Annotated in this window: 15 protein-coding genes; 7 read left to right on the top strand and 8 right to left on the bottom strand. The window is 36.9% G+C overall.

Features of this window, described 5'->3' with window-relative positions:
- Window positions 1-6 precede the first annotated feature (6 nt).
- The gene (locus tag JO40_RS07395; RefSeq protein ID WP_044978781.1) at window positions 7-4416 is read left to right on the top strand and encodes a right-handed parallel beta-helix repeat-containing protein; all 4410 of its coding nucleotides are present in this window, start codon (window positions 7-9) and stop codon (window positions 4414-4416) included.
- A 39-nt stretch (window positions 4417-4455) separates the two neighbouring features.
- On the opposite strand, the gene JO40_RS07390 is transcribed toward JO40_RS07395, so the two are convergent.
- Both JO40_RS07390 and JO40_RS07385 read right to left on the bottom strand, forming a co-directional pair.
- Window positions 4456-5319: a cobyric acid synthase gene (locus JO40_RS07390; protein WP_044978780.1), complete on the bottom strand. Its 864-nt coding sequence runs from the start codon at window positions 5317-5319 to the stop codon at window positions 4456-4458.
- A 4-nt stretch (window positions 5320-5323) separates the two neighbouring features.
- Window positions 5324-6469 (bottom strand): CD0519/CD1768 family membrane protein, encoded by a 1146-nt coding sequence (locus JO40_RS07385; RefSeq protein WP_044978779.1) that lies wholly within the window; start codon window positions 6467-6469, stop codon window positions 5324-5326.
- Between the two features lie 270 nt (window positions 6470-6739).
- Between JO40_RS07385 and JO40_RS07380 the strand changes: the two genes are divergently transcribed.
- From JO40_RS07380 to rlmN, 6 genes are all read left to right on the top strand, one after another.
- A complete protein-coding gene (locus JO40_RS07380; protein ID WP_044978778.1) occupies window positions 6740-7117 on the top strand; it encodes a RidA family protein in 378 nt (125 codons plus the stop codon).
- Window positions 7110-8222, top strand: coding sequence for a DUF8086 family protein (locus tag JO40_RS07375; protein ID WP_245608789.1), 1113 nt, complete (start codon window positions 7110-7112; stop codon window positions 8220-8222). The genes JO40_RS07380 and JO40_RS07375 overlap by 8 nt, the downstream gene beginning before the upstream one ends.
- A 111-nt stretch (window positions 8223-8333) precedes the next feature.
- Entirely contained in the window at window positions 8334-8621 is a 288-nt protein-coding gene (locus tag JO40_RS07370) for a hypothetical protein (RefSeq protein ID WP_044978777.1), read from the top strand.
- A 226-nt stretch (window positions 8622-8847) separates the two neighbouring features.
- Entirely contained in the window at window positions 8848-9150 is a 303-nt protein-coding gene (locus tag JO40_RS07365) for a hypothetical protein (RefSeq protein WP_044978776.1), read from the top strand.
- A 79-nt stretch (window positions 9151-9229) separates the two neighbouring features.
- Entirely contained in the window at window positions 9230-10441 is a 1212-nt protein-coding gene (locus JO40_RS07360; protein ID WP_084224525.1) for a tetratricopeptide repeat protein, read from the top strand.
- Window positions 10431-11468: a dual-specificity RNA methyltransferase RlmN gene (gene rlmN / locus JO40_RS07355; RefSeq protein ID WP_044978775.1), complete on the top strand. Its 1038-nt coding sequence runs from the start codon at window positions 10431-10433 to the stop codon at window positions 11466-11468. Before JO40_RS07360 ends, rlmN begins: the two co-directional genes overlap by 11 nt.
- A 1-nt stretch (window position 11469) precedes the next feature.
- On the opposite strand, the gene JO40_RS07350 is transcribed toward rlmN, so the two are convergent.
- From JO40_RS07350 to JO40_RS07325, 6 genes are all read right to left on the bottom strand, one after another.
- On the bottom strand, window positions 11470-14484 hold the full coding sequence (locus JO40_RS07350) for an EAL domain-containing protein (protein WP_044978774.1): 3015 nt from the start codon (window positions 14482-14484) through the stop codon (window positions 11470-11472).
- An 11-nt stretch (window positions 14485-14495) separates the two neighbouring features.
- Window positions 14496-15971: an extracellular solute-binding protein gene (locus tag JO40_RS07345; protein ID WP_044978773.1), complete on the bottom strand. Its 1476-nt coding sequence runs from the start codon at window positions 15969-15971 to the stop codon at window positions 14496-14498.
- 62 nt (window positions 15972-16033) lie between these two features.
- A complete protein-coding gene (locus JO40_RS07340; RefSeq protein WP_044978772.1) occupies window positions 16034-16702 on the bottom strand; it encodes a hypothetical protein in 669 nt (222 codons plus the stop codon).
- Window positions 16703-16763: 61 nt separating this feature from the next.
- A complete protein-coding gene (locus JO40_RS07335; RefSeq protein ID WP_044978771.1) occupies window positions 16764-17492 on the bottom strand; it encodes a tetratricopeptide repeat protein in 729 nt (242 codons plus the stop codon).
- Between the two features lies 1 nt (window position 17493).
- A complete protein-coding gene (locus JO40_RS07330) occupies window positions 17494-19011 on the bottom strand; it encodes a sigma-54-dependent Fis family transcriptional regulator (protein ID WP_044978770.1) in 1518 nt (505 codons plus the stop codon).
- Window positions 19012-19022: 11 nt separating this feature from the next.
- Window positions 19023-21458 carry a bifunctional cytidylate kinase/30S ribosomal protein S1 gene (locus JO40_RS07325; RefSeq protein ID WP_044978769.1) on the bottom strand — a complete coding sequence of 812 codons (2436 nt, stop codon included), beginning with the start codon at window positions 21456-21458 and terminating at the stop codon, window positions 19023-19025.
- Between the last annotated feature and the right edge of the window lie 45 nt (window positions 21459-21503).

Here is a 21503-nt window from a genome sequence, read left to right as displayed (position 1 = left end):
ATAGAAATGAAAAAAATTTTAACTAAATTTTTACCGTTGCTGCTTTTAGTAAGTTTAACATCATGCAAGCAGCTTCTTGACGATATTGATAAAACTTTTTCCTATTGGGCAAATACTGCAAATATAACCGAGATTGAGATTCCCTCCGGACTTCCGATTGACAAAGACGACTTTTTCGCCTTGCCCTCCGGCGAAGATGCACACATTTATTTTAAACTTAATAACTCCCAAAAATTTGAATTTTTAATGCCCGGTGATTCGAACGCTCCGGATGATATTATCGTCTTTGATAAAAACGTAAATGGTAAAAGCGGAGGAAGGCCTAAATTTGGAGAAGATTATACTTTAACCCAAACAAGTTACGATAGAATCGAGCTCACTTATAAAAAAGATTTTTTACTTAAAAACGAACAAGGTAAGGCGAACCTTAATCCTAAAATAAAACTTTACAATAAAAAAGATAACCGAAGATTTGTACAAAACTATAATTATAAACTTAGGGCTAACACGGTTCCTCCTAAACCGGAATGGGTTACTACAGGAAAAATAGAAGATGGGGAAAATTCGTATTATGTTTTAATCTTTAAATTTGCAGTACCTGCTAATTCAATAGATACTTCACTCCATGGAGATATATCTGAGGTTTACTTCACTGAAGGAGAAAACCAAAAAGCCCCTATTCAGGTAAAATTAACAAAAGAAGGCTTCGATGTGAGCGGCTCTCAGGGAATCCTTATTCCTACTAATGAAGAAATCAAACAACTTGCAAACGAAGAAATAACAGGAGGAGGACCAACAAGCTTTCCGTCTATCCCTGCTGCGAATTCTGATGATAGAAAATGGATGCTCTGTATAAAAACGGGGGTAAAAACCAAACAGAGCTTGAGTTATAAGGTTAAAGTAAAAGATTTGCGAGGCCTTGCTTCTGATGAAACTTCAGGTGTAACCAATTTAGCAAAACTTCCTACCCCGAAAATTTCTTATCATTCTGCCATGGGTGAATTAACAAATTACGGAGTCTATAAAGATAATGAAAGTGCATTGAGCACAGGAACATTTGCGAATCCGATTCATATATCTTCATGTTTTGGAAACCCTGTTATTCTAAAAGCTCATAATGACGCTTATCCTGACGGTGTAACCATAAATGCTGAGGTAAAACTTTCAACTTCTACTCCGGCGCCCGCAGATTTTACAGGGCCTACAGGCAGCAGCCAACAAGACGGAAACTCTACAAAGATATTACTGGACCCGATTCCGGGAGTGGATGAAATATACGAGGTTAAATTAAAGGCAAGCGGGCCTAATTATACCGACAGCGATGAAAAGACTTATTACTATAAAATAAAAAAAGAAGTACGTGCCGGTAATGGTTCATGGCAGATTCTTAAAAAGACTGTGAAAAAGGCTTCTGACGGGGATACTATTTATATAAACGGGAATATAACTTCAACAAATGAAGCAAATAATTCGGGAGAATTTGAGGTAAGCAAAAAAATAAATATCCAAGGCTTAAGCGGAAAGGCCGGCAGCATTATAGATGCTAATAAGGACGGCTCTAATAAGCCTAATCCCTCTCATCGTATTTTCAATATAAAAAGCGGAGCAACTTTAAACTTGACCGGCCTCACTCTTCAAAACGGAAAAATTGAAGGAAATACTTATGAGGCTACAGGCGGGGCTATAAAAGCCGACATCAACTCGGTTTTAACCCTCAACAATACGGATATAAAGGATTCGGAAGCCGGTATGGCAGGAGGAGCGATATCTTCAACAGGTAATATTGATATTAAAGGGAATTCTATAATAAAAGACAATAAGATTATTTCTCCTAACGGTTTAGGCGGAGCCATCTATAACAGCGGAACCCTCAAAATCTCCGGTTCTGCACAGATAGTGCCTTCTGCAGCCCCCGATGAAAATACCCTAGGAAAAAACGATGTTTACCTCCCTGCAGGAAAAGTAATTACAATTACAGGAAATTTATCGGAAGCCTCCGTCGCTAGAATAACACCTGCAGACAATACATATACTGCCGGTAGGCAGGTAGTAAAAGGCGAAGGTTATGCCTTGAATGATGGGGACATATCCAAATTTAGTTTAACTCAAAAATCGGGACAAACTTGGTCGCTTCAAAGGGATTCTACACTAAATGCTCTTGTACTAAAAAAAGAGGCAACTGAAATTACGAGCTGGCAAGGACTTCAAGATGCCGTAACTGCAGCAAGCTCCGGCAATACCATAACCGTAAAAACTACTCTTACAGCCGATGAGAACACTTCGGAAATTTTAATAAATAAAGACCTTACAATTAAGGGCGAAGGTGCGGCTATACTCGATGCAAATTACAAACATAGAATATTCAATGTTTTTAACGGGGCAACTCTTACGCTAAAAGATATAACTCTTAAAAAAGGAAAAAGTATTACCGGCCTCGGGGCAGGAGTACATGTAACAGGAGCATCATTAGAAATTGAAGATGTAACTATAACTGAATGTAAGAATGAAAAAAATTCAGGAAAAGGCGGTGCAATTTATATAAGTAATTCTTCTGATAGGAGATTATTGATAAAGGGTAACTCAAAAATAGAAAACAATCAAGCAGAATTAGGAGCCGGAATTTACATTGACATCACTTCAGGTGAAAACATAATTGAAGGTAACGCTGAAATAAGGGGTAATATTTGTCAAAGTAACGGTCAAGGAGGGGGTATATATATCCATAAGGGGGCTCTTGTTTTACAGGGTAATGCAAAAATATTAAATAATGAATCAAGGGTTGGTGCTGCAGGCGGAGGAGGTGTTTATATTTCGCCAAATGGAACCCTTACTATAAAAGGTTCTTGTCTTATCGAGGGAAACAAGGCAAAAAAATCCGACGGTACTTCTCTTACCGGTTTTGGAGGCGGTATATGTAATTTAGGAACTCTCACAATAGAAGGCGGGGAAATAAAAGATAATGAGGCGCAACATGGAGGAGCAGTCTACAATAACGGAACTTTCAAAATCTCCGGTTCTGCAAAGATAACTATTGATGCAGACAAAAATGATGTTTATCTCCCTGCAGACAAGGTAATCACAATCACGGGAAATTTATCGGAAGCCGCTGTTGCCCGAATAAGTCCTATGAATTATCCTTCAGCCCTTACTCCTACAATCACTGTCTTAACAGCCGCTTCCGGTGTTACTCTTGCAGATAAAGTATCTAAATTCAAGGTTACCGATCAACCTCCAGACGGTAAAAAGTGGAAAATAAATACAGCCGGACAATTGGAAGAAAATAGTAGTAAGACAGTTACAACTTGGGCAGAGTTAAAAACCGAAGTTGAAAAGACCGGCGGGGCTGAGGTTATTATAGTGGATGGGACAGAAACAAACCTTACCGCTACCGTATCCACTGATGAAATTAACGTAAATAGGAATGTAACTGTTATAGGCAAAAATTCTAATATAACTCTTAATGCCAATGAAAAATGCAGGATATTCAAGGTTTCTAACGGAGTAACTCTTAAATTAAAAGATATAACTCTTAAAAAAGGAAAAGAAGGCATTGGGGTAGGAGTATATGTAGAAGAAGCATCATTAGAAATTGAAAATGTAACTATAAAGGAATGTAAAAGTAATACAGGTACTGGAATGGGCGGTGCAATTTATATAAAGAATCTTTCACATAATGGGCGGTTATGGATAAAGGGAACATCCACAATAAAAGACAATGGAGCATATAATGGAGCCGGAATTTACATTGCTACCAATTCAGGTGAAAATATAATTGAAGGTAACGCTGAAATAAGTCATAATATATGCTTTTCTTTTGGACAAGGTGGAGGTATATATATAGAGAATGGAAATCTTGTATTAAAAGGTAACACAAAAATATTCAACAATGAATCAAAAAATTCTGATACAGATAGCGGAGGCGGCGGAATTTATATTAAATCAGGCAGCACGCTTATCATAAAAGATTCGTGTGAAATAAAGAATAATATAGCAAAGAATAAAAACAACGATACTCATACCGGTTTTGGAGGCGGTATATGTAATTTAGGAACTCTCACAATGGAAGGCGGAACAATTACAGGAAACGAAGCCAAGGAAGGGGGAGCAGTTTACAATAACGGTATCTTCAATATGTCCGGCTCTGCTAAAATAACCCCTTCAACCGATGGAGATGAGCATATACACGGTAAAAATGATGTCTATTTAAATAATTCAACAGCAATAAATGTTGGCAGTACCTTAGATGCAGATCAAAACCAAGCTGCAAGAATTACCGTGCCCAAGTCTAAATACAAGGCGTCGACCCAAGTACTAACAGGCAATACCGGTGTCAATGCAAATAAATTTAAAGTTACAAAGAAGGGAACAGAAGAATGGGAGGTTGACTCTGCCGGTCATTTAAAAAAGAAGAACTAGACGCAATAATTGGCTGTAAAGCCGGCTTTACAGCCAGGGCTAAAGCCCGGCTTTAAGCCCGGCTTTAAGCCCGGCTGTCTTAAAGATAAACTCCATATCGCTGTTCTCTTCGATGAGGCGGGCGAGTTTATCCAGCTCTTTTTCCAGCTCTTCCTCGCTTTGGGCTTGGGTATTGCATTTTTTATCATCGTCTATGAGGCTGTCCTCATCGGCAAGTTCCAAGTGCATGTAGGGGATGGTTGCTATCACAGGAATCTTTACAAGGTCTTCAATCATCTTGATGCCGGGATCTAATAGGCTCTTGTCTCCGCGGAATTTATTTATAATCATGCCCTTAATCCTTTTTCTATCTTTTTCAGGGAGGAGCATTACTGTTCCGTAGAGCTGGGCAAAGACTCCGCCCCTGTCTATGTCGGCAATCAAGAGAACCGGAGCATCGGCCATCTCGGCCATGCCCATGTTGACTATGTCATTTTGGTTTAGGTTTATTTCGGCAGGACTCCCTGCTCCCTCTATAACTACAATATCGTTTTCCCTTTCAAGTTTTTGAAAGGTTTCCAATATCATAGGTTTGCAGGTCTTTTTATACTCAAAATACTCCCTCGCCTTCATCTCCTTTTTTTCTTCTCCTAGGATTATAACCTTAGAGCCTACATCAGTTTTGGGGATGAGGAGAATGGGATTCATTTCGGGACGGGGCTCAATACCGGCAGCCCTCGCTTGAAGGGCTTGGGCACTGCTTATCTTTTTTCCGTCAAATGCGGTAAAAAAAATCGAGGACATATTTTGGGATTTAAAGGGAACAACTTTTAAGCCTTTCTTTTTAAAGATTCTACAAAGGCCCGTACAAAAAAGGGACTTACCCGCAGAAGAGGTTGTCCCTTGAATCATTATACTTGCCATTATATTAAAGTATAAAGGCTATAATGTGGGCTACAAAACCTGCAAAGAGGCCGCCGATGGTGTGGCTTAAAATAGCTTTTCCGGTCATCTCCTTTGTATCAAGGGCATCCATCATTGCAATATGGGTAGAAATATAACCGCTCCAGCACATACAGATAGCTGTAAAAACTGCTATATCGTTTGCATTTATTTTTCCCATTAAAGACATTTCTTTTACAATGCCTAATGCGGCGCCTGTAGAACCGAGTGCTGTAATCGGAACGGAGATAGCCTCAGGGGTGCTGAAGCCGTAAATCGGATTCAAGATAAAACTTATCTTTTTGCCTATCCATGGAAGAAGGGCTATACCTTCGCGGGCGGCTCCCGTATATGTACCATCTGCGCTTGGGCCGTTTGTAAGCATTATGACTATTGTACAGATAATTACTACACCCGGAATAATAGCTATGCCCATGCTGACTCCCGATTTTCCGCCGTCAAGCAAGGCCTGAATAAATCGGCTTCCGGCACCGCCTGCCCTTACGGGACGCATTTTTTCGGGGATGGGGTCAACTCGTTTTGTAGAAACAAGGGCTTCCGTTCCGTAGCGTTTTTTTGAAAAGTAAATCATCAAGCGGACTGAAACTATACTTCCTGCTATTGCTCCGACATTTCCAATCAAAGCCGCCGGAACCGCCGATTTTATGTTTAGTCCCATCATTGCCGTTGTGGTAATCAATCCCATTCCGAAGGCCGTTCCGAGGTTTGTAAGGGCAGGAAGCTGGTATTGTTTAAAATAACGCCTAAAATTATCGTCATCGGCAAGGGTTAAAATTGCAGGATTATCCGACAAAAAGCAGTTTAAGATACCTAGGGAAGAAGCACCCGGCAAGTCATACAAGGGTTTCATCAATTTGTACAAGATTTTGTTAATCAAAGCAACGGTACCGAATTCCGAAAAAAGCCCCGATACGGCTCCGGCCAATACGGCAACCGCCATTAAGTACAAACAGATATTGATAAGTAAGTCAAAGCCTGTTTCCATCATTGTCTTAATCATATTTACGCCGCCCATAACCGAGCCGACACCGAAAAAGAAGGCAAAAAAACATACTAAAAAGATAAAGTTTTCAAGCCCGATTTCTTTCTTAAAAAAAGATTTACTTTCCATCTAAAAAACTCCAAAATAAATGAAAATTATTCTGCGAGTATATTCAAAGTAAGGCATTTTTTCAAGCGGGGGTGCTGAAATTGTTAATATCATAATAACAAGAATGTGTTAGATTTTTACGTGATGAATAACTTTTTTTTAGGTTGAATTTAACTTTAAAGAAAATACAAGGGAATGCACCGGCAAGATACACAACCATGCCGGCCTTGACTATAAGGCCTTAAACGAGTAGAATATTTACATAAAATTTTATTTTTAGGAGTATCAAATATGAAAGAAATTATCGCAACAAACAAAGCCCCTTCAGCTATCGGCCCCTATTCTCAGGGAATTAAGGCAAACGGCCTTGTGTTTACATCGGGACAAATTCCTTTGGATCCTGCTACGGGAGCCTTTCCTGAAGGAATTAAAGCCCAAACGCGCCAGTCCTTGCTCAATGTAAAAGCTATTTTGGAACAAGCCGGAACAAGCATAGATAAGGCAATAAAAACCACCGTCTTTTTAAGCGATATGAATAACTTTGCTGCAATGAATGAAGTATATGCAGAAATCTTCGGATCTTCAAACCATCCGGCAAGATCTGCCGTACAAGTTGCACGCCTTCCTAAAGATGCCCTTGTAGAAATAGAAGTAATCGCCCTTGCATAGTTTATCGCAAAAAACAATCTTTACGGTATTATCGGCTTTAGCCCTCTTGTTTGCCTCGTGTACAAATAAGTCGGCCGAAGCCGAAAATATAAACAAACCGGAAAATCAAGAAAGTCCCGCTATACCTATTACCTCAGCTTGGTATTATTTTACTCAAGATGAAACTTTAGAGGTGCCGGCATTAAAAAAAATAAATTCACCTGATGAAGCACCAAGAACCGATTTTTTACCATGGACGGAAGCTATAAGAGTTTCAGGATTAGGGCTGATGTATGATCCGCCCCTCTTTCTCGTAAATAAGGCCGGAATCTTGCCCGCATTTACTATTGATGAAGAACCCAAAATAGAAGTAAAGAGCGAATTTTATGCAAAAACAGCGGACGGTTTTTATAAAACCGACGTTGGAAGCCTTATAAGGCTATATACAAACACCATCTTTTCTCCGGTTATTCAAGATGAAAGCCCTTCACGCCTATTACGCTATAATAGCGTCAATGGCGAGCTTTTAAGCCTTATCACACCTAAAACCTTTAACCTTGAAAATACTTCGCAGTTATCGGCTCTTGAGTTCAATAAAAAATGGTTTACGGCTTTTAAAACGGAAAAAAACGATCATGTCAGTTTTGACTATTTTTCATTTTTTTCGTTTGAAGAACTATTAAAAGGAAACTATTTTAAAATAAGCCAAGAAGAATTTATAAATGCATCTTCTCCTATTGTATCAGATGAAGACGGAATAGATAAAATCTTACAGCAAACTCAAAAAAACGTAAAGGCCGAATTCTTTTCGGAAGATTTAAATACAAAACAAGTAATTTTTTACCAAAACTCTAAAAACTCATACAAAGGCGACTTTGAAATTACCGCTTCAGTCTGCGAATTTAAGGCTGAAGATAAGATTAAAGCTCTTCTTTTAGAAACGGGAGAATTATTTTATTTTGAACCTCAAACACAGGAATGGGAAGAATTAAAACTGCCTAAGCTACCTGAAAACTTTATCTATACCTACTTTATAATAAAAAACGGCGCAATAATTTCCGCATGGGAAGAACAGAATTTTTTTGAAACAGGCCGCTCGGGCTTACTGGTCTATAAAATACGGTAATAAATTATATAAAAAAGACAAGAATTTGATATTATCTAGTTGACAAAAATATAAGCTCTCATCTATTATAATTATATAGATATAAACTAATAGTAGTACAAGGAGTTACTTATGCTTGAAAATCTTGAATTGGAGACATTCAATAAGGCCTTAATTTTTAGTGATTCTTATAATGACGACTTTGATGATGACGATTTCGATGATGATTTTGATGACGATGATTTTGATGATTTCGATGGCGATGAAGACTTTGATGACGATGAATTTGATGATGATGAAGACTTTGACGATGATGAAGACTTTGATGACGATGATTTTGATGATGACTTTAATGACGATGAAGATTTTGAATATGACGACGATGATGATGACCTAGATTATAACGATTTTGACGAATAATATGTAAAAATAAATTTACTGCATACCCAAAAAGCAGGTAAATTCTACTTTTCGGTTATATTTTTCTTCTATTAGTTATTGAATTAGATTAAGACTCGTGGTATAATATTCGAAAATTGATTGTAAAAATGCAACATAGGTAGTATTTTTACAATCAATATAATAAAAATTTTTAAATATTTATATTGTTATGTTTAAAATGTTTATTTAATTAAGGAAGAGAATATTGCAAAAAATTGAAGAAGGATTTATCAAAACCTCCGAATTACCTGTTAAGACATTGACTTCAGAGCAAAAAGCCAAACTTAATCTTCGAGGAAACGAGCTCTATAATAAAAAAGACATACTCGCTGCGGAAAGGATATTTATCACAACAGGTTATTCGGACGGGCTTGCAAGAATAGGCGACTATTATGCAAACCAAAATGAACAACTAAAAGCATTAAAATTTTATCATCTGGCACATAATACACACAAAGAAGATATTTTGCTGGACAAATTAGCGGAAATTATACGCATGCTTATTTAAAATTGCGGCATATACTTAGTGTTAGATTAAGATAGTTATAGTTAAGATTAATATAAAACATAAAGAGGAATTAAAAAGTATGGATAACATTGATGAAACTACAATAGTTTTCAAAAAAACACCCGGGAGCGAGGATGCCCCCATTGATGAGCTTTTTTTTATAAATAGCCCGGAATTTAACAAAGATATATCAGCTGCCGAAAATTCAACCCAAGTAGAAATATCCGAACTTTCAAAGCAAGCCTATTCTCTTTTAAAAGGTAATAGTATCAAGGAAGCTATAAATGTTTTTAAAAAAATATTGGAACTTGATCCCGCAAATAATTATGCGTTGGTCGGATTAGGGGATGCAGAGCGCAAAAACAATAAATTCAACGATGCAATAAAATTTTACAAACAATGCCTGGAACACCATCCAAGCAACAACTACGCCCTTTTCGGCCTTGCCGACTGCTACAAGTCAATGAATCAGTTTCCAAAGGCCATAGCTATCTGGGAAGAATACCTTAAGTTTGATGATAAAAATATCACCGTATTGACCCGTGTAGCCGACGCTTATCGCAAAACTAAGGAATTTGAAAAAGCAGAACAACTTTATCTTAAAGTTTTAGAAAAATCTCCTAAAAATGCCTATGCTCTAATAGGCTTAGGGCACTTAAACTATGATTTTAAAAAATATAGGGAAGCCCTTGTCTATTGGGAAAAAGTAATGGAATCCAGCGGGGAATTTGTAGACATCCGCATCTTAACTTCTATCGGCAACTGTTACCGAAAAATGAAACTCTTTGACCGTGGTGTATATTATTTTGAAAGAGCACTTGAACGCTCACCTGATAATTTTTACGGCCTTTTCGGTCTTGCAGACTGTTACCGAGGTCTAAATCAGCAATATAACTCCATAGTATACTGGAAAAAAATACTTGAACTTGATCCTAACAACAAGGTCATTTTAACACGAGTAGGTGATGCCTACCGCAGTATGAATGATTTTGAAAAAGCAAAAGAATGTTATCAAAAAGCCCTTGATATCGACTTCGATTCTTATGCAATGCTCGGCCTTGCAATATTATGCAAATTACAGCAAAAATACGATCAGGCCATTACTACCCTAACCCATCTTAAAAATACTGAAGATACAAACTACAGGGTATACCTTGAACTTGCCCAATGCTATATCGAAAAAAAAGAAAAGCAAAAGGCTATAGATACTTTAATCGACTTCCAAAAACTAGGCATAAAAAATCAAACAATTTCGGATCTTTTGTTCGAACTGACAAAAAATGACCATTAAAGAGGACAAAACAGCTCTTTCGGGAATGCTGCCTGAGGAGATTCAAGACTTTTGCGGATTAAAAGAAAAATTCCGAGCCCAACAAATTTTTTATTGGATAGCTTCAGGCGCAAAGACTTTCGATGACATGACCAATCTGTCATTGGATATGCGCCGTCAGCTTAATGAAAAATTTTCTTTATTTTCCACAAAAATAAAAGAGACTTTAAAGGACCCGGACGGTACAATCAAATTAGCTATCGAACTATACGACGGAGCGGTTGTTGAAACTGTTTTACTTACAGATAAAGCAAAAAGAAAAACGGCCTGTGTCTCCTGCCAAGCAGGCTGCCCGATGAAGTGTGCTTTTTGTAAAACCGGACAAATCGGATTTTTAAGAAACTTATCAGCCTCAGAAATAATAGAACAATTTTTATACTTGGAACAAGAAGCCGGAACCTTAGACAATATAGTTTTTATGGGAATGGGGGAACCCATGTTAAATTTACCCGAAATAAACAAGACGATAAACATTCTTTCACATCCTAAAGGCAGAAATCTTTCTAAAAGGCGCATAACCGTTTCAACTTCGGGCCTATGCAAGGGAATCTATGAAATGGCAGACAATGGACCGGAAGTACGTCTTGCAGTATCCTTAACAACGGCCGATGAGACATTAAGGACAGAGCTCATGCCGGTTAATAAAACAAACCCCCTTGCAGATTTAAAAAAAACAATAAAATATTTTAATTCAAAATCAAACAAAAGGGTAACCTTAGAACTTGCCCTTATGCATGGGATTAATACTGATAAAAAAGCGGCTGAAAAGGTCATCCAATTTGCTGAAGGCCTTGACTGTTATATAAATTTAATTCCATGGAATCCCATAGAAGGATTGAATTTTAAAAGCCCGTCAGAAGCCGAAGTACGGAATTTTGAAGGCTATCTAAAAAAAGCGGGCTTTAACATAAGTACCAGACAAAAACGGGGTCAAAAAATAGGAGGAGCATGCGGTCAATTAGGCTCTACCGCAACAAAACACAATTAGCCTAATAGAGCGAAAAAATTCTATTTAATTCCTGTATTCTTTCTTCAGGTATGGGAAGAATGTCAAAAGAAGGCTTTGCAAAAAAGTAACCTTGAAATAAATCTACACCAAAGCGCAGCAGAACATCTATCTCATCTATAGTTTCAACCCCTTCAGCCAATATTATTATATTCCTCTTTTTTGCATAAGCAACGAGATTTTCCAACACATTTTGTTTATCAAGACTTTTGTGAACATCCCTTACTATGGACATATCGATTTTGACTAGGTTCGGTGATAAAAATAAAAGAGATGATTCGTTACTATACCCGCTTCCAAAATCGTCTATGGCCACCATAGCATTCCAACTACGTATTTTTTCGTTTTTTATCTCATAAAAGTTTGTATTAAGCGGTTCCGACTCAGTAATTTCCAAAACAATATTCGAAAGATATGGCCTAAATCTTTCTTCAAATTCCAAAAATTTTGCATCGGAAAGAACTTGAGAGCTTATAGTATTTAAAAATACTTTTGTATTTCCGGATATTTCACCTTTTTCGATTTTCTCTACAAAGGTCTCCATAGCACCGAAAAAAGTAAGCTCTTCAAGTTTATGAAGTTTTGATTGAGCCTTTGCCAACCGCAAAACATCCTCAGGGTTTTTAAATTCGGGAATTGAAGATCGCATGAGCATTTCATATCCGTAAACATCGCCTGTACCGGAAATAACTATTGGCTGCATAGCATATTTAATTAAATTCTTTTCGAGCATTTGATTAAGAGCTTCTGTACCGGAAATCATTATATAATTTTTTTTGTAAAAATCCAAATTAAACTCATGCAAGGAACCCTTAAAAGAATGTTTTACATCATACACTGCAAAATCTGCATATCTAATTAAATCGGTCTGATTGTCTGCATCGTAGGGATACCAAGCCAAACCGGCCGAAACGCGTAACTTTGAATACTCACCGTTGGGAAGCATTATGCTTGTATCCTGTATTTCTTTCCAAAAGGAAGCCAAAATAAGCCTTATTTCATCAGATGAAGAAAAATTATAAAAGAATGTATAAAACTCATCACCGGAATGTCTGCACACAATGCAGTATTCTTGTTGAAGCATGGCAAGTTTTTTTCCGAAAGATATCAAATGCATATCACCGTATGCATGGCCAAAAGAGTCATTAAGATATTTTAAATTATCAAGGTCCCACATAACAAGAGCACATATGCCTAAATAGTGGTTTTTAAATATTTCGGTAATCTTTTTATCAAAAGCATACCTATTGTAAAGACCTGTCAAATTGTCATAATTTATTTGAAGCTCAAGTTTTTTTCTATCTTCAATTTCTTTGGTAATATCAACAGCTATACCAAGCACCTTATTATTTTCCTTCATCTGCGTAAACCTTATCCAACGAACTTTTCCATGTTCATCTGTAGGAATAGCATAGATAGTCTTAATATCATCCTTTTCATTTATATAATATTCATAATGTTTAAGCTGACTATAAAATTCATCCGCCTTTAAAACGGAATCGCCTGAATAGGCTTGAATGTTAAATAACTTAAACCAAATAGAATTACAAAATACCGTCCCCATCAACATATTCTCTTCAAAAACACCTATAGGAACCTGAAGTTTTTCTATAATTGTAGATACGCGAGAAGCTGCATTAAAAACGCTGGCACTCAAATTTTCTATTGCAACAATGAGGGTATCAATCTCTCTTATATTCATCTTTTCGATGTTCACTTTTTTGCGCGGATCACTATTTTGCAGTTTTATTACAACCTTGTTAAACATAGTAGAAATTTGTTTGCTTGATAAATATAAACCTACCACAAACAAAAATCCTGAAACAAGCACAGACTTCCAGAAAATACTTTTTATAGTTATTGAAAATGAAAGCACATTCTTTTGTGGAGAAAATCCTATCAATACCCACTCTTGATTTTTATACATTCCATTGTTCCGGTACAGATGAAAAGGTTCGACAGCTAAACAGTATTTCTCTATAAATATTGATCCTTCATCAATAGTATAAATATTTTTATACTCACCCTTGCTAACCGTAAAATCCGGAATATGATTTACACTCAAATTATCTGCAACACTATTAAACACTATAGGCGAAAATATTTGACTATTATCGTTGCTGACGTCAACGGCTATACAATACATTCCTCGTTTGGAAATATCCAGTTCACCAAAATTTAAAAAGGACTGAATATATTTTGCAGACAGATCTATACCGATAACTCCGTAAATATTTCCTCTCCCGTCCATTATCGGAATTGAATATGTAATAACCTCATTACTTAAAGAGTCCAGTTTAAATAAAGTATTCCAAAACCCTAAATCCTTAGCCGGTTCATTAGGATGTTTTAGTGCTGCACCAATAGGCGAGTTAAAATACCTGTAGGCTGAGGCGCTGCTATTAGGAGAAATAGTAAAAAAAGGAGACCAATCCACTCCTAAAGCAATATTATGCTTTTGTACAACTTCTGCAGGTCCTCTCGATACAAGAATATCCTCATTACTTGAAGAATAAGAAGAGGGGTCATCATTTCTAACATATAAGCCGGGATAAAAAAATTCATTTGCTCTTATCGAAGAAGCCGGAGCATCAATAACCACAAAGGCTCCTGTAACATAGTTTCGCCTTATAATATAGGTCAGCTGAGGAAGGAGTGCATCGAGAATGCGGTTTTGCAAATCAGGCCTATCTGCAAGCTGATAAATTTCAATATTATTTTGAGATAATTCGGCTTGAATTACATTTAAAACATTTTCATGCAAGTCTTCAATTCTAGTCCATCTATTAGCCATTTCATTTTCGATAATAATTTTACGGTTTAAAACTTTTTCACTTAAAACTCTGTAGGCATCGTCGCTGGATTTTTTAAGAATATCCGAATTTAAAAACATTATTACCATTACCGCTGCCTGAATAACAAAGACAAAAAGCATAGGAACCAAAAGGCGTGACAAAATTGAGGCAGAATGTTTTCGATGCCGGTTACTTTTTTGCATGATTACTCCGATTACTTTAAACCAAACAATTTTTCTTCAAGTTCTTTTAACCACTCTTCAAAACCATTATCGCTAAGAAATTTCTTTAAAGCTTCATCATAGTTTTTTCCGGCTTTAATGCTTTCAAGAACCTCAGCCCTATCTTTTTCCGCTTTTTCTTGCAATAAATCAGCAAGAAGATTTCTTGCCTTATCCGAGTTCTTAAAAGCAGGCTGAAAATAAATATCCATGGACTTTATTGCTTCAAGGCTTACCTTAAGAGAATCTTGAACAACAGGTAAAATACATACGCCGTCACTGCAAAAGGCTTCCGTAACAGCCTTAGATTCAAGCTCTTTTTTCTTTACAGGTAAATATCCGGTAGAAACGGCAAATTCGGAATATTTTTGCATATCCGTGAGCCATTTTAAAAATAGAACGGAGGCCGTTTCACGCTTTAGGCTGCTTTTAAGTACAGCCATACCGGCTCCCTGCTGAACAATAGCTTTATTTGTTGTATCTTTAAAATGAGGAACAGGCAAAACCTGCAAATCAACGGGAGTAAAATTAGCGGAATCGTCTATAACTTTAGACGGTAAATATATTGCGGAAGAAGTTGATGTTATACATGCGATTATATCTCCGGTTTTTAAATCATCACTTCTAAATCTTCCTTTTGCAGTAAAAAAACCTTTTACAAACGGAACATAATAATTATCCCAACAGGTTTTCATAACCTTTTTATCTAAAACAAAATTCACATCTCCGTTTTCTAAAACATTGAAGATACTTTTACCGAGTTCATAGGTACCGATTAAAATATAGTTACTTAGGGCATCCCGCCCAAAAAATGGTTTACCGTCATTAGGTTCATCCGTTAAAGAATCAGTCCACTTATAATACTGCTCTGCAACCTTTACCAAGCCTTCCCATGTAGCCAAATCATTGTAAGAAACGCCCATAACATCTGCAAAGGGTTTCCATTCAGTCTTATTAACTACCAAAACCTCAGTAGCCTTTGCAACAGGAAATAGCTTTATTTCGTTTTTTACTCCAAAGCCGGATGAATACAAAAAACTTCTTACATATTCTTCCTTTTCTTTTTCTGTAAAAAAATCGGACAAATCCAATAAAAGATCTTTTTCATTGAATTCATAAGCCGTATCGGGATATGCCGAAAAAATATCGGGAATTTCATCTGCCTCAATTTTTTTGTCCAAGGCATCAGCGAGAAAAGCCGATATTTCACTTGCGTTTCCTGCCTTTCTTATGCTTCGCACATAGACACCATATTTTGCACCTTCAGAAGCATTGAAATTTTCCACAAGCTTGTCGAATTTATCTTTTTGCGATGCCGTATAATAATGCCACATATTTATTGTTACCGGGTCATCTTTATTCAAAATATTATCTATATCGTATTTAGCTGAATTTTTCTTTGTGATACGTGTACATGAGGACATAACCAAACACATAAATACAAAAACAACAAATCTCAGGATTTTCATAAAAGCCTCGTGAGATGTATTTTATCATATCATACATAGAATTTCAAGTATTATGGAGAAATTTAACTATTTTTTTTAATCTCAACATAGCCCAAAGAAATAAGCTTACTGTAAACGGTTTTAAAAGTACTATCAAACCCGTAAGTCGCTGCAAAGGCTGCAACATAAAAAGAATCGGAAGGAGGATTAGAAGAAAGATTACTTGAAGATTGAACATCATAATCCCCTTGTTTTTCATCGGTAAATTCTTCACCGAACTGACGTAAAACCCTACCCTTGACCGATCCGTCTATACTAAAATCATTAGAGGAATTCAGCTTTTCAATACGGAATTTAACACTTCGATCAGAATACGCAGCATTAACAATGGGTCTATTTTGATAAGAATGATTTGAATGGCTTAAAAGTTTATAATTATATGCGGAAATCAGATAATTTACAGAGTTTGAAGGATTTGTTTCTGCATATTGCTCCATACTCTTTATTGCATTTTCACAGTCATTTTTTGACTCATAAATACGGTAATAAACTTCAAAACCTTTAAAATAACCGGCTGATCCGGTCAAATTAGCCGTATCGGAAGTTCTAAATTCAAAGTATTTTTCATTTTCATCGCTATGGCTCGTAGGACTATGAATTAACTTAGGAGGCTCCAAATAAACAACATCATCTATACCGCAGGACAAAAAAATAAAAGCAATTACCGTAAATAATATGTTTTTCTTAAACATATAAAGTCTCACGTCAGGATAAATCGTTTTTTTACAATTTATCCTTAATCTTCATATTAACCTACTTTGTGCCGTCTCCTGTAAGAACAATTACACGGGACTTTGCAAGAAGTGCCCATTCGTTTTGAGGATATTTTTCCAGAAGTTTATTATATGAGAGGATAGCCTCATCTTTTTTGGATAAAGCCTCATACAAGCGTCCTGTGTTAAAAATAGCTCTGGGCACTAGGGGAAAATCTTCAACCTTTGAGGCTCTTTCATAATAAGCGAGAGCTTTTTCTTTATCGCCTAACTCATCGGCACAAGATGCAGCATTAAAAGATGCAACGCCTTCAACATAAGAATTCTTTACGGCTGCGGCAGCAAGTTCATAAAATTTAAAAGCATCTTCATACATTTTTCTCTGAAAATAAATTTCGGCTATAACAGTATTTGCTCTAAAACCGGCATAGGAAGAAGAATATTTTGCCCCAAGAAGTTTAAGTTCTTCAATAGCCTTATCCTCTGCCTCCTTAACGGCCTCAGAGACTATTTCTTGGTCTTCTGCGTCAGTATTTCCGGCAGAAGAATTTTTTGCCTGATCTTGGCGTTTAAACTCTTCAAGTTCATAAATAACTTTTTCTACACTTGTTACTGAAGTTTTTCTTAAATTTTCACCTATTACAAACCAGCTAACAGTACCTGCAACAACAAGTAAAATACAGACAAAAACACCAATTACTATTTTTCTGTTTGCAGCTAAAAAATCACTGATTTTTTGTGCCAAATCTTTATTTTCTTCCAAATTCATTTTATATCTCCTTAATTTCAAGCTCTTTTATCAATCTCGATAAATATGTACGCTGTATTCCGAGTTTTTCGGCTGCAGCAGTTTGATTCCATTTTTGCTCATTTAAAATATTGACGATAAAAGATTTTTTAAAATCATTTACAGCCGATTTTAAATCCATATTCGAATAATCCGTCTCAGTTTCAACGGAACCGGATTCAAGTTTTAAAAGCAAATCTTTTTTGTCTATGTACGGCGGCTTGCCTAAAACACAGGCCCTCTCAACGGCATTTTCGAGTTCCCGAATATTTCCCGGCCAAGAATAAGCATTTATAAGTTTTTCCGCATCGGGCGAAAAACCTAAAAACGTTTTTTTTACCTCTTTGCTGAATTTCTTTAAAAAGAAATAAGCCAGTTCGGGTATATCCTCTTTCCTATTTCTAAGAGGAGGTATATAGACAGGCAAAACATTCAAACGATAATAAAGATCCGACCTGAATTTTCCCTGCTTAACAAGTTCTTCTATGTTTTTATTTGTAGCAGCAATTATACGGGTATCAACCGTAAGAGTTTTATTTGAACCTACCCTTTCAAATGCCATTTCCTGTAAAACCCTCAAGAGTTTTGTTTGAAGAGCAAGGGGAATATCCCCTATTTCATCCAAAAAAATAGTCCCATGGTCTGCAAGTTCGAATCTGCCTTTTCGATCCGAAATTGCATCCGTAAAGGCTCCTCTTACATGGCCGAAAAGCTCACTTTCAAGCAAACCTTCAGGCAAGGCTGCACAGTTTACCCTTATAAAGGGATTATCTGCCCTGTGGGAATTAAGATGGAGCTGCTCTGCAATAAGCTCCTTTCCCACTCCGCTTTCGCCCAAGATAAGCACTGAAGCATCTGAGGCCGCTATATTACGGCACAAATCGAGTTTTTCATTCATTACCTTACTTTTTGTAATAAAAGTGTGATATCCTCTATCCTGCTCCAGCTGATCTTGTAAACAAATAATTTCTTCGCGGGATTTTTCATAGTGCTTCGCATTTTGATAAGCTATGGCCGTTTGAGTGGCAAAAAGTTCCAAAACATTTAAATCGTCTGCATCAAAGTTTTTTCCGTCCCTCTTATTTAAAACCTCAATAACACCTATGCATTTTTCTTTAATGCACATAGGGACCGCAAGCATATTACGATTTCGATAACCTGTAACTTTTTGCACTGTAGGATCAAAACGCGGATCGCTTAATACATCGTTTATGATGGCACTTCGATTATATTTTATAACCCAGCCTGCAATACCATCCAAAGCAAGTACAATCTTTTTTGCTTCAATTCCCTTAGGGCCGATAGCAATTTCAAACCTAAGTCTTTCACCGTCAGGTTCAAGCATCAGAAGAGACGCTGCATCTCCTTCCACAACTTCCATTGCCGATTCTACTATCTTTTCCAATAGGACACTCAAATCAGAGTAATTAGAGTTTATCAGCAAGCTCGTATTTATAAGAGTATTAAGCTTATCTCTTTTAATGCTCTCGATCGTACTCATAACGAACGAATTTACTCCGGTTTATTCTTTAAAAGGTCTCCAAGAGTATAAGATGAATCTTCATCTTCTTGTTCGGTTGACATATACTGAGAAATTTCTTCCTGCTGCTGTTTTCGTTTAAAATCCCTAATCGAGAAAGCGGTTTTTTTGTTTCTCGGATTTATTTCGATTACCACAGCCTTGATCTTATCTCCTACAGCATATTTTGCAAGAGCTTCTTCCGGCGTTTCATCCCTAGACTCAACCAAATTTTGTTTGTGAATCAAGCCCTCGATGTCTCCGGGGATTTTTACAAATATACCGAAGTCGGTAATTGAGGAAACTTCTCCTTCAACAGTAGAACCGACCTTATAAACGGCTCCGAACTTTTCCCAAGGATCATCAGTAAGCTGTTTGATACCCAAACGGATTCTTCTTGATTCGGCATCGCACTCAATAACAATAACTTCAATTTCTTTGCCTACTTCAAGCTCGCTGCCCGGATGTTTTACACGTTTAATCCATGAAATATCGTCTGCATGTAAAAATCCGTCAATACCTTCTTCAAGGGAAATAAAGGCGCCTGCATTGGTAATTTTTACAACTTTTCTGGTTAAACGGGTTCCTACAGGGTAACGTTCTTCGATTGTATCCCAAGGATTGTCTGTAACCTGCTTAAGCCCTAAAGAAACCCTTCCTGCCTGAATATCATAGCCTAGAATCATACATGTTACCTTATCTCCCGGCTTTAGGATATCCTCAGGTTTATTAATCTTCTTAACCCAGCTGAATTCGCTTATATGAGCCAAACCTTCAATACCTTCATCCAACTCAATAAAGGCACCAAAGTCTGTCGTCTTTGTAACCGTACCTGTAACAATATCATCAACGTGGAATTTATCCTCAAACTGAAGCCAAGGATCCTGAGTAAAATGTTTTAATGAAAGGTTTATTCTCTTATTTTCCGGATCAAGACGGATTACTTTAAGTTCAATTTCCTCGCCTTTTTTTACAAAATCTTTCGGGCGTGTTACATGTCCCCAGCTCATGTCATTGATATGTAAAAGACCGTCAAAGCCGCCTAAATCAATAAAGGCACCGAAACTGGTAAAACTCTTAACCTCTCCTTTTACAGTGTCTCCTATCTTTGTGTTTTCAAAAAAAGCGTTTCTTTCTTTTTCAATACATTCTAAGATATATTTACGGCGGTTTACAACAATATTTTCACCTGAACGTGAGTTAAAGCTCAATTTTTCAATATAAAATTTTGACTTTAATCCCACCAAGGTTTCAGGTTTTTCAACCCTTGACACATCCGCTTGGCTTAGAGGTAAAAATGCAGTCAATCCTCCGCCGAGTTTTACTTCATAGCCTGATCTAAGCTGCTTTGCAATCGTACCATCAATCGGAGTTTTATCGGCATAAGCTTGTTTAAACTCTCTTTGAAGAATAAGTCTATCAGCCTTAATTTTAGATACGGACAAATGGCCGTTAGAACTTTCGGTTTTTTCGATAAGAACATTTACCTTATCGTTAATCTTAGGTTCTTCATCAAATTCATCCAAAGAAATATGACCTTCGGATTTACCGCCTACATCGACAAAAACGGTTCCGTTGTTTACAGCAACAACATGACCTTCCTTAATTGTCCCCGCCTCCGGAGCCTCAAAATTATTTAAGTACTCCTCTTGTAATTGTGCTTGGATGTTTTCGTTAGAGCCTTTTTCAACATCCTTAACCACTTCCATCTTTTCCATAGATAACCCTTTATTATTTATATTTTCCGACAATTCTGCCGACATTATTGCCGACACTTTCGCCAGCATTTTTGCATAAACTTCATTTATAGTCAAATCCGACGTATCCAAATATACTGCATCCGGAGCTACTTTTAAGCTCCCTTCTTTTTTGTTTTTATCGACTTCATCTCTTTCAAGGATAGCCTTTTTTATCTCTTCCAACGAAAGGCTGCTTGTTCCCTGCTCAAAGCGTCTTTTAGCTCTAGCTTCTGCCGAAGCATCAAGGTAAAACTTAATATCTGCATTCGGGAAAACTACGGTAGTCATATCTCTACCTTCGCAAACAGCTCCGGTTTTAGCCGCTTCTTCTCGAATTTTTTTATTTAATATCCGTCTTATAGGAACTATAGCTGAAAGAGGTGCAACAATGGATTCTACAGCATCACTTCTAAGATAGGGCTCGACATTTTCTTTACCCAAGAACATGGAACCGTTTATATAAAAAAGCTCGGTTTTTTCGGCAAAGGAAGTCCACTTTTTTTCATCGGAAAGGTCAGGAGCTTGTCCTCCGCTTCCGTCATCTCTCCCTCCGAAAGAGCGCAAAACAGCCAGAGCCAAGGCTCTATAAAAACTGCCCGTATTCATAAATGTGATGTTCAAGTGTTCGGCAAGCATCTTTGCAAGGGTACTTTTACCTGAGCCTGCAGGACCATCGATCGCTATTATCATATCCTATGATTATACAATTTTTTTAACATTATGTATATACTTTTT

Origin of the sequence: Treponema putidum, assembly GCF_000755145.1 — a bacterium.
GTDB classification, from domain to species: Bacteria; Spirochaetota; Spirochaetia; order Treponematales; family Treponemataceae; genus Treponema_B; species Treponema_B putidum.
Note: the sequence above shows the minus strand (reverse complement) of the source record. Positions and strands in the feature narration are given on the sequence as shown.

What these genes read in the sequence shown, in the direction of transcription:
- JO40_RS07390 (WP_044978780.1), bottom strand. Translation starts at nt 5,319, where the DNA reads ATGGCAAGTATAATGATTCAAGGGACAACCTCTTCTGCGGGTAAGTCC.
- JO40_RS07340 (WP_044978772.1), bottom strand. Translation starts at nt 16,702, where the DNA reads ATGTTTAAGAAAAACATATTATTTACGGTAATTGCTTTTATTTTTTTG.
- JO40_RS07350 (WP_044978774.1), bottom strand. Translation starts at nt 14,484, where the DNA reads ATGCAAAAAAGTAACCGGCATCGAAAACATTCTGCCTCAATTTTGTCA.
- rlmN (WP_044978775.1), top strand. Translation starts at nt 10,431, where the DNA reads ATGACCATTAAAGAGGACAAAACAGCTCTTTCGGGAATGCTGCCTGAG.
- JO40_RS07360 (WP_084224525.1), top strand. Translation starts at nt 9,230, where the DNA reads ATGGATAACATTGATGAAACTACAATAGTTTTCAAAAAAACACCCGGG.
- JO40_RS07380 (WP_044978778.1), top strand. Translation starts at nt 6,740, where the DNA reads ATGAAAGAAATTATCGCAACAAACAAAGCCCCTTCAGCTATCGGCCCC.
- JO40_RS07370 (WP_044978777.1), top strand. Translation starts at nt 8,334, where the DNA reads ATGCTTGAAAATCTTGAATTGGAGACATTCAATAAGGCCTTAATTTTT.
- JO40_RS07385 (WP_044978779.1), bottom strand. Translation starts at nt 6,469, where the DNA reads ATGGAAAGTAAATCTTTTTTTAAGAAAGAAATCGGGCTTGAAAACTTT.
- JO40_RS07325 (WP_044978769.1), bottom strand. Translation starts at nt 21,458, where the DNA reads ATGATAATAGCGATCGATGGTCCTGCAGGCTCAGGTAAAAGTACCCTT.
- JO40_RS07330 (WP_044978770.1), bottom strand. Translation starts at nt 19,011, where the DNA reads ATGAGTACGATCGAGAGCATTAAAAGAGATAAGCTTAATACTCTTATA.
- JO40_RS07335 (WP_044978771.1), bottom strand. Translation starts at nt 17,492, where the DNA reads ATGAATTTGGAAGAAAATAAAGATTTGGCACAAAAAATCAGTGATTTT.
- JO40_RS07345 (WP_044978773.1), bottom strand. Translation starts at nt 15,971, where the DNA reads ATGAAAATCCTGAGATTTGTTGTTTTTGTATTTATGTGTTTGGTTATG.
- JO40_RS07395 (WP_044978781.1), top strand. Translation starts at nt 7, where the DNA reads ATGAAAAAAATTTTAACTAAATTTTTACCGTTGCTGCTTTTAGTAAGT.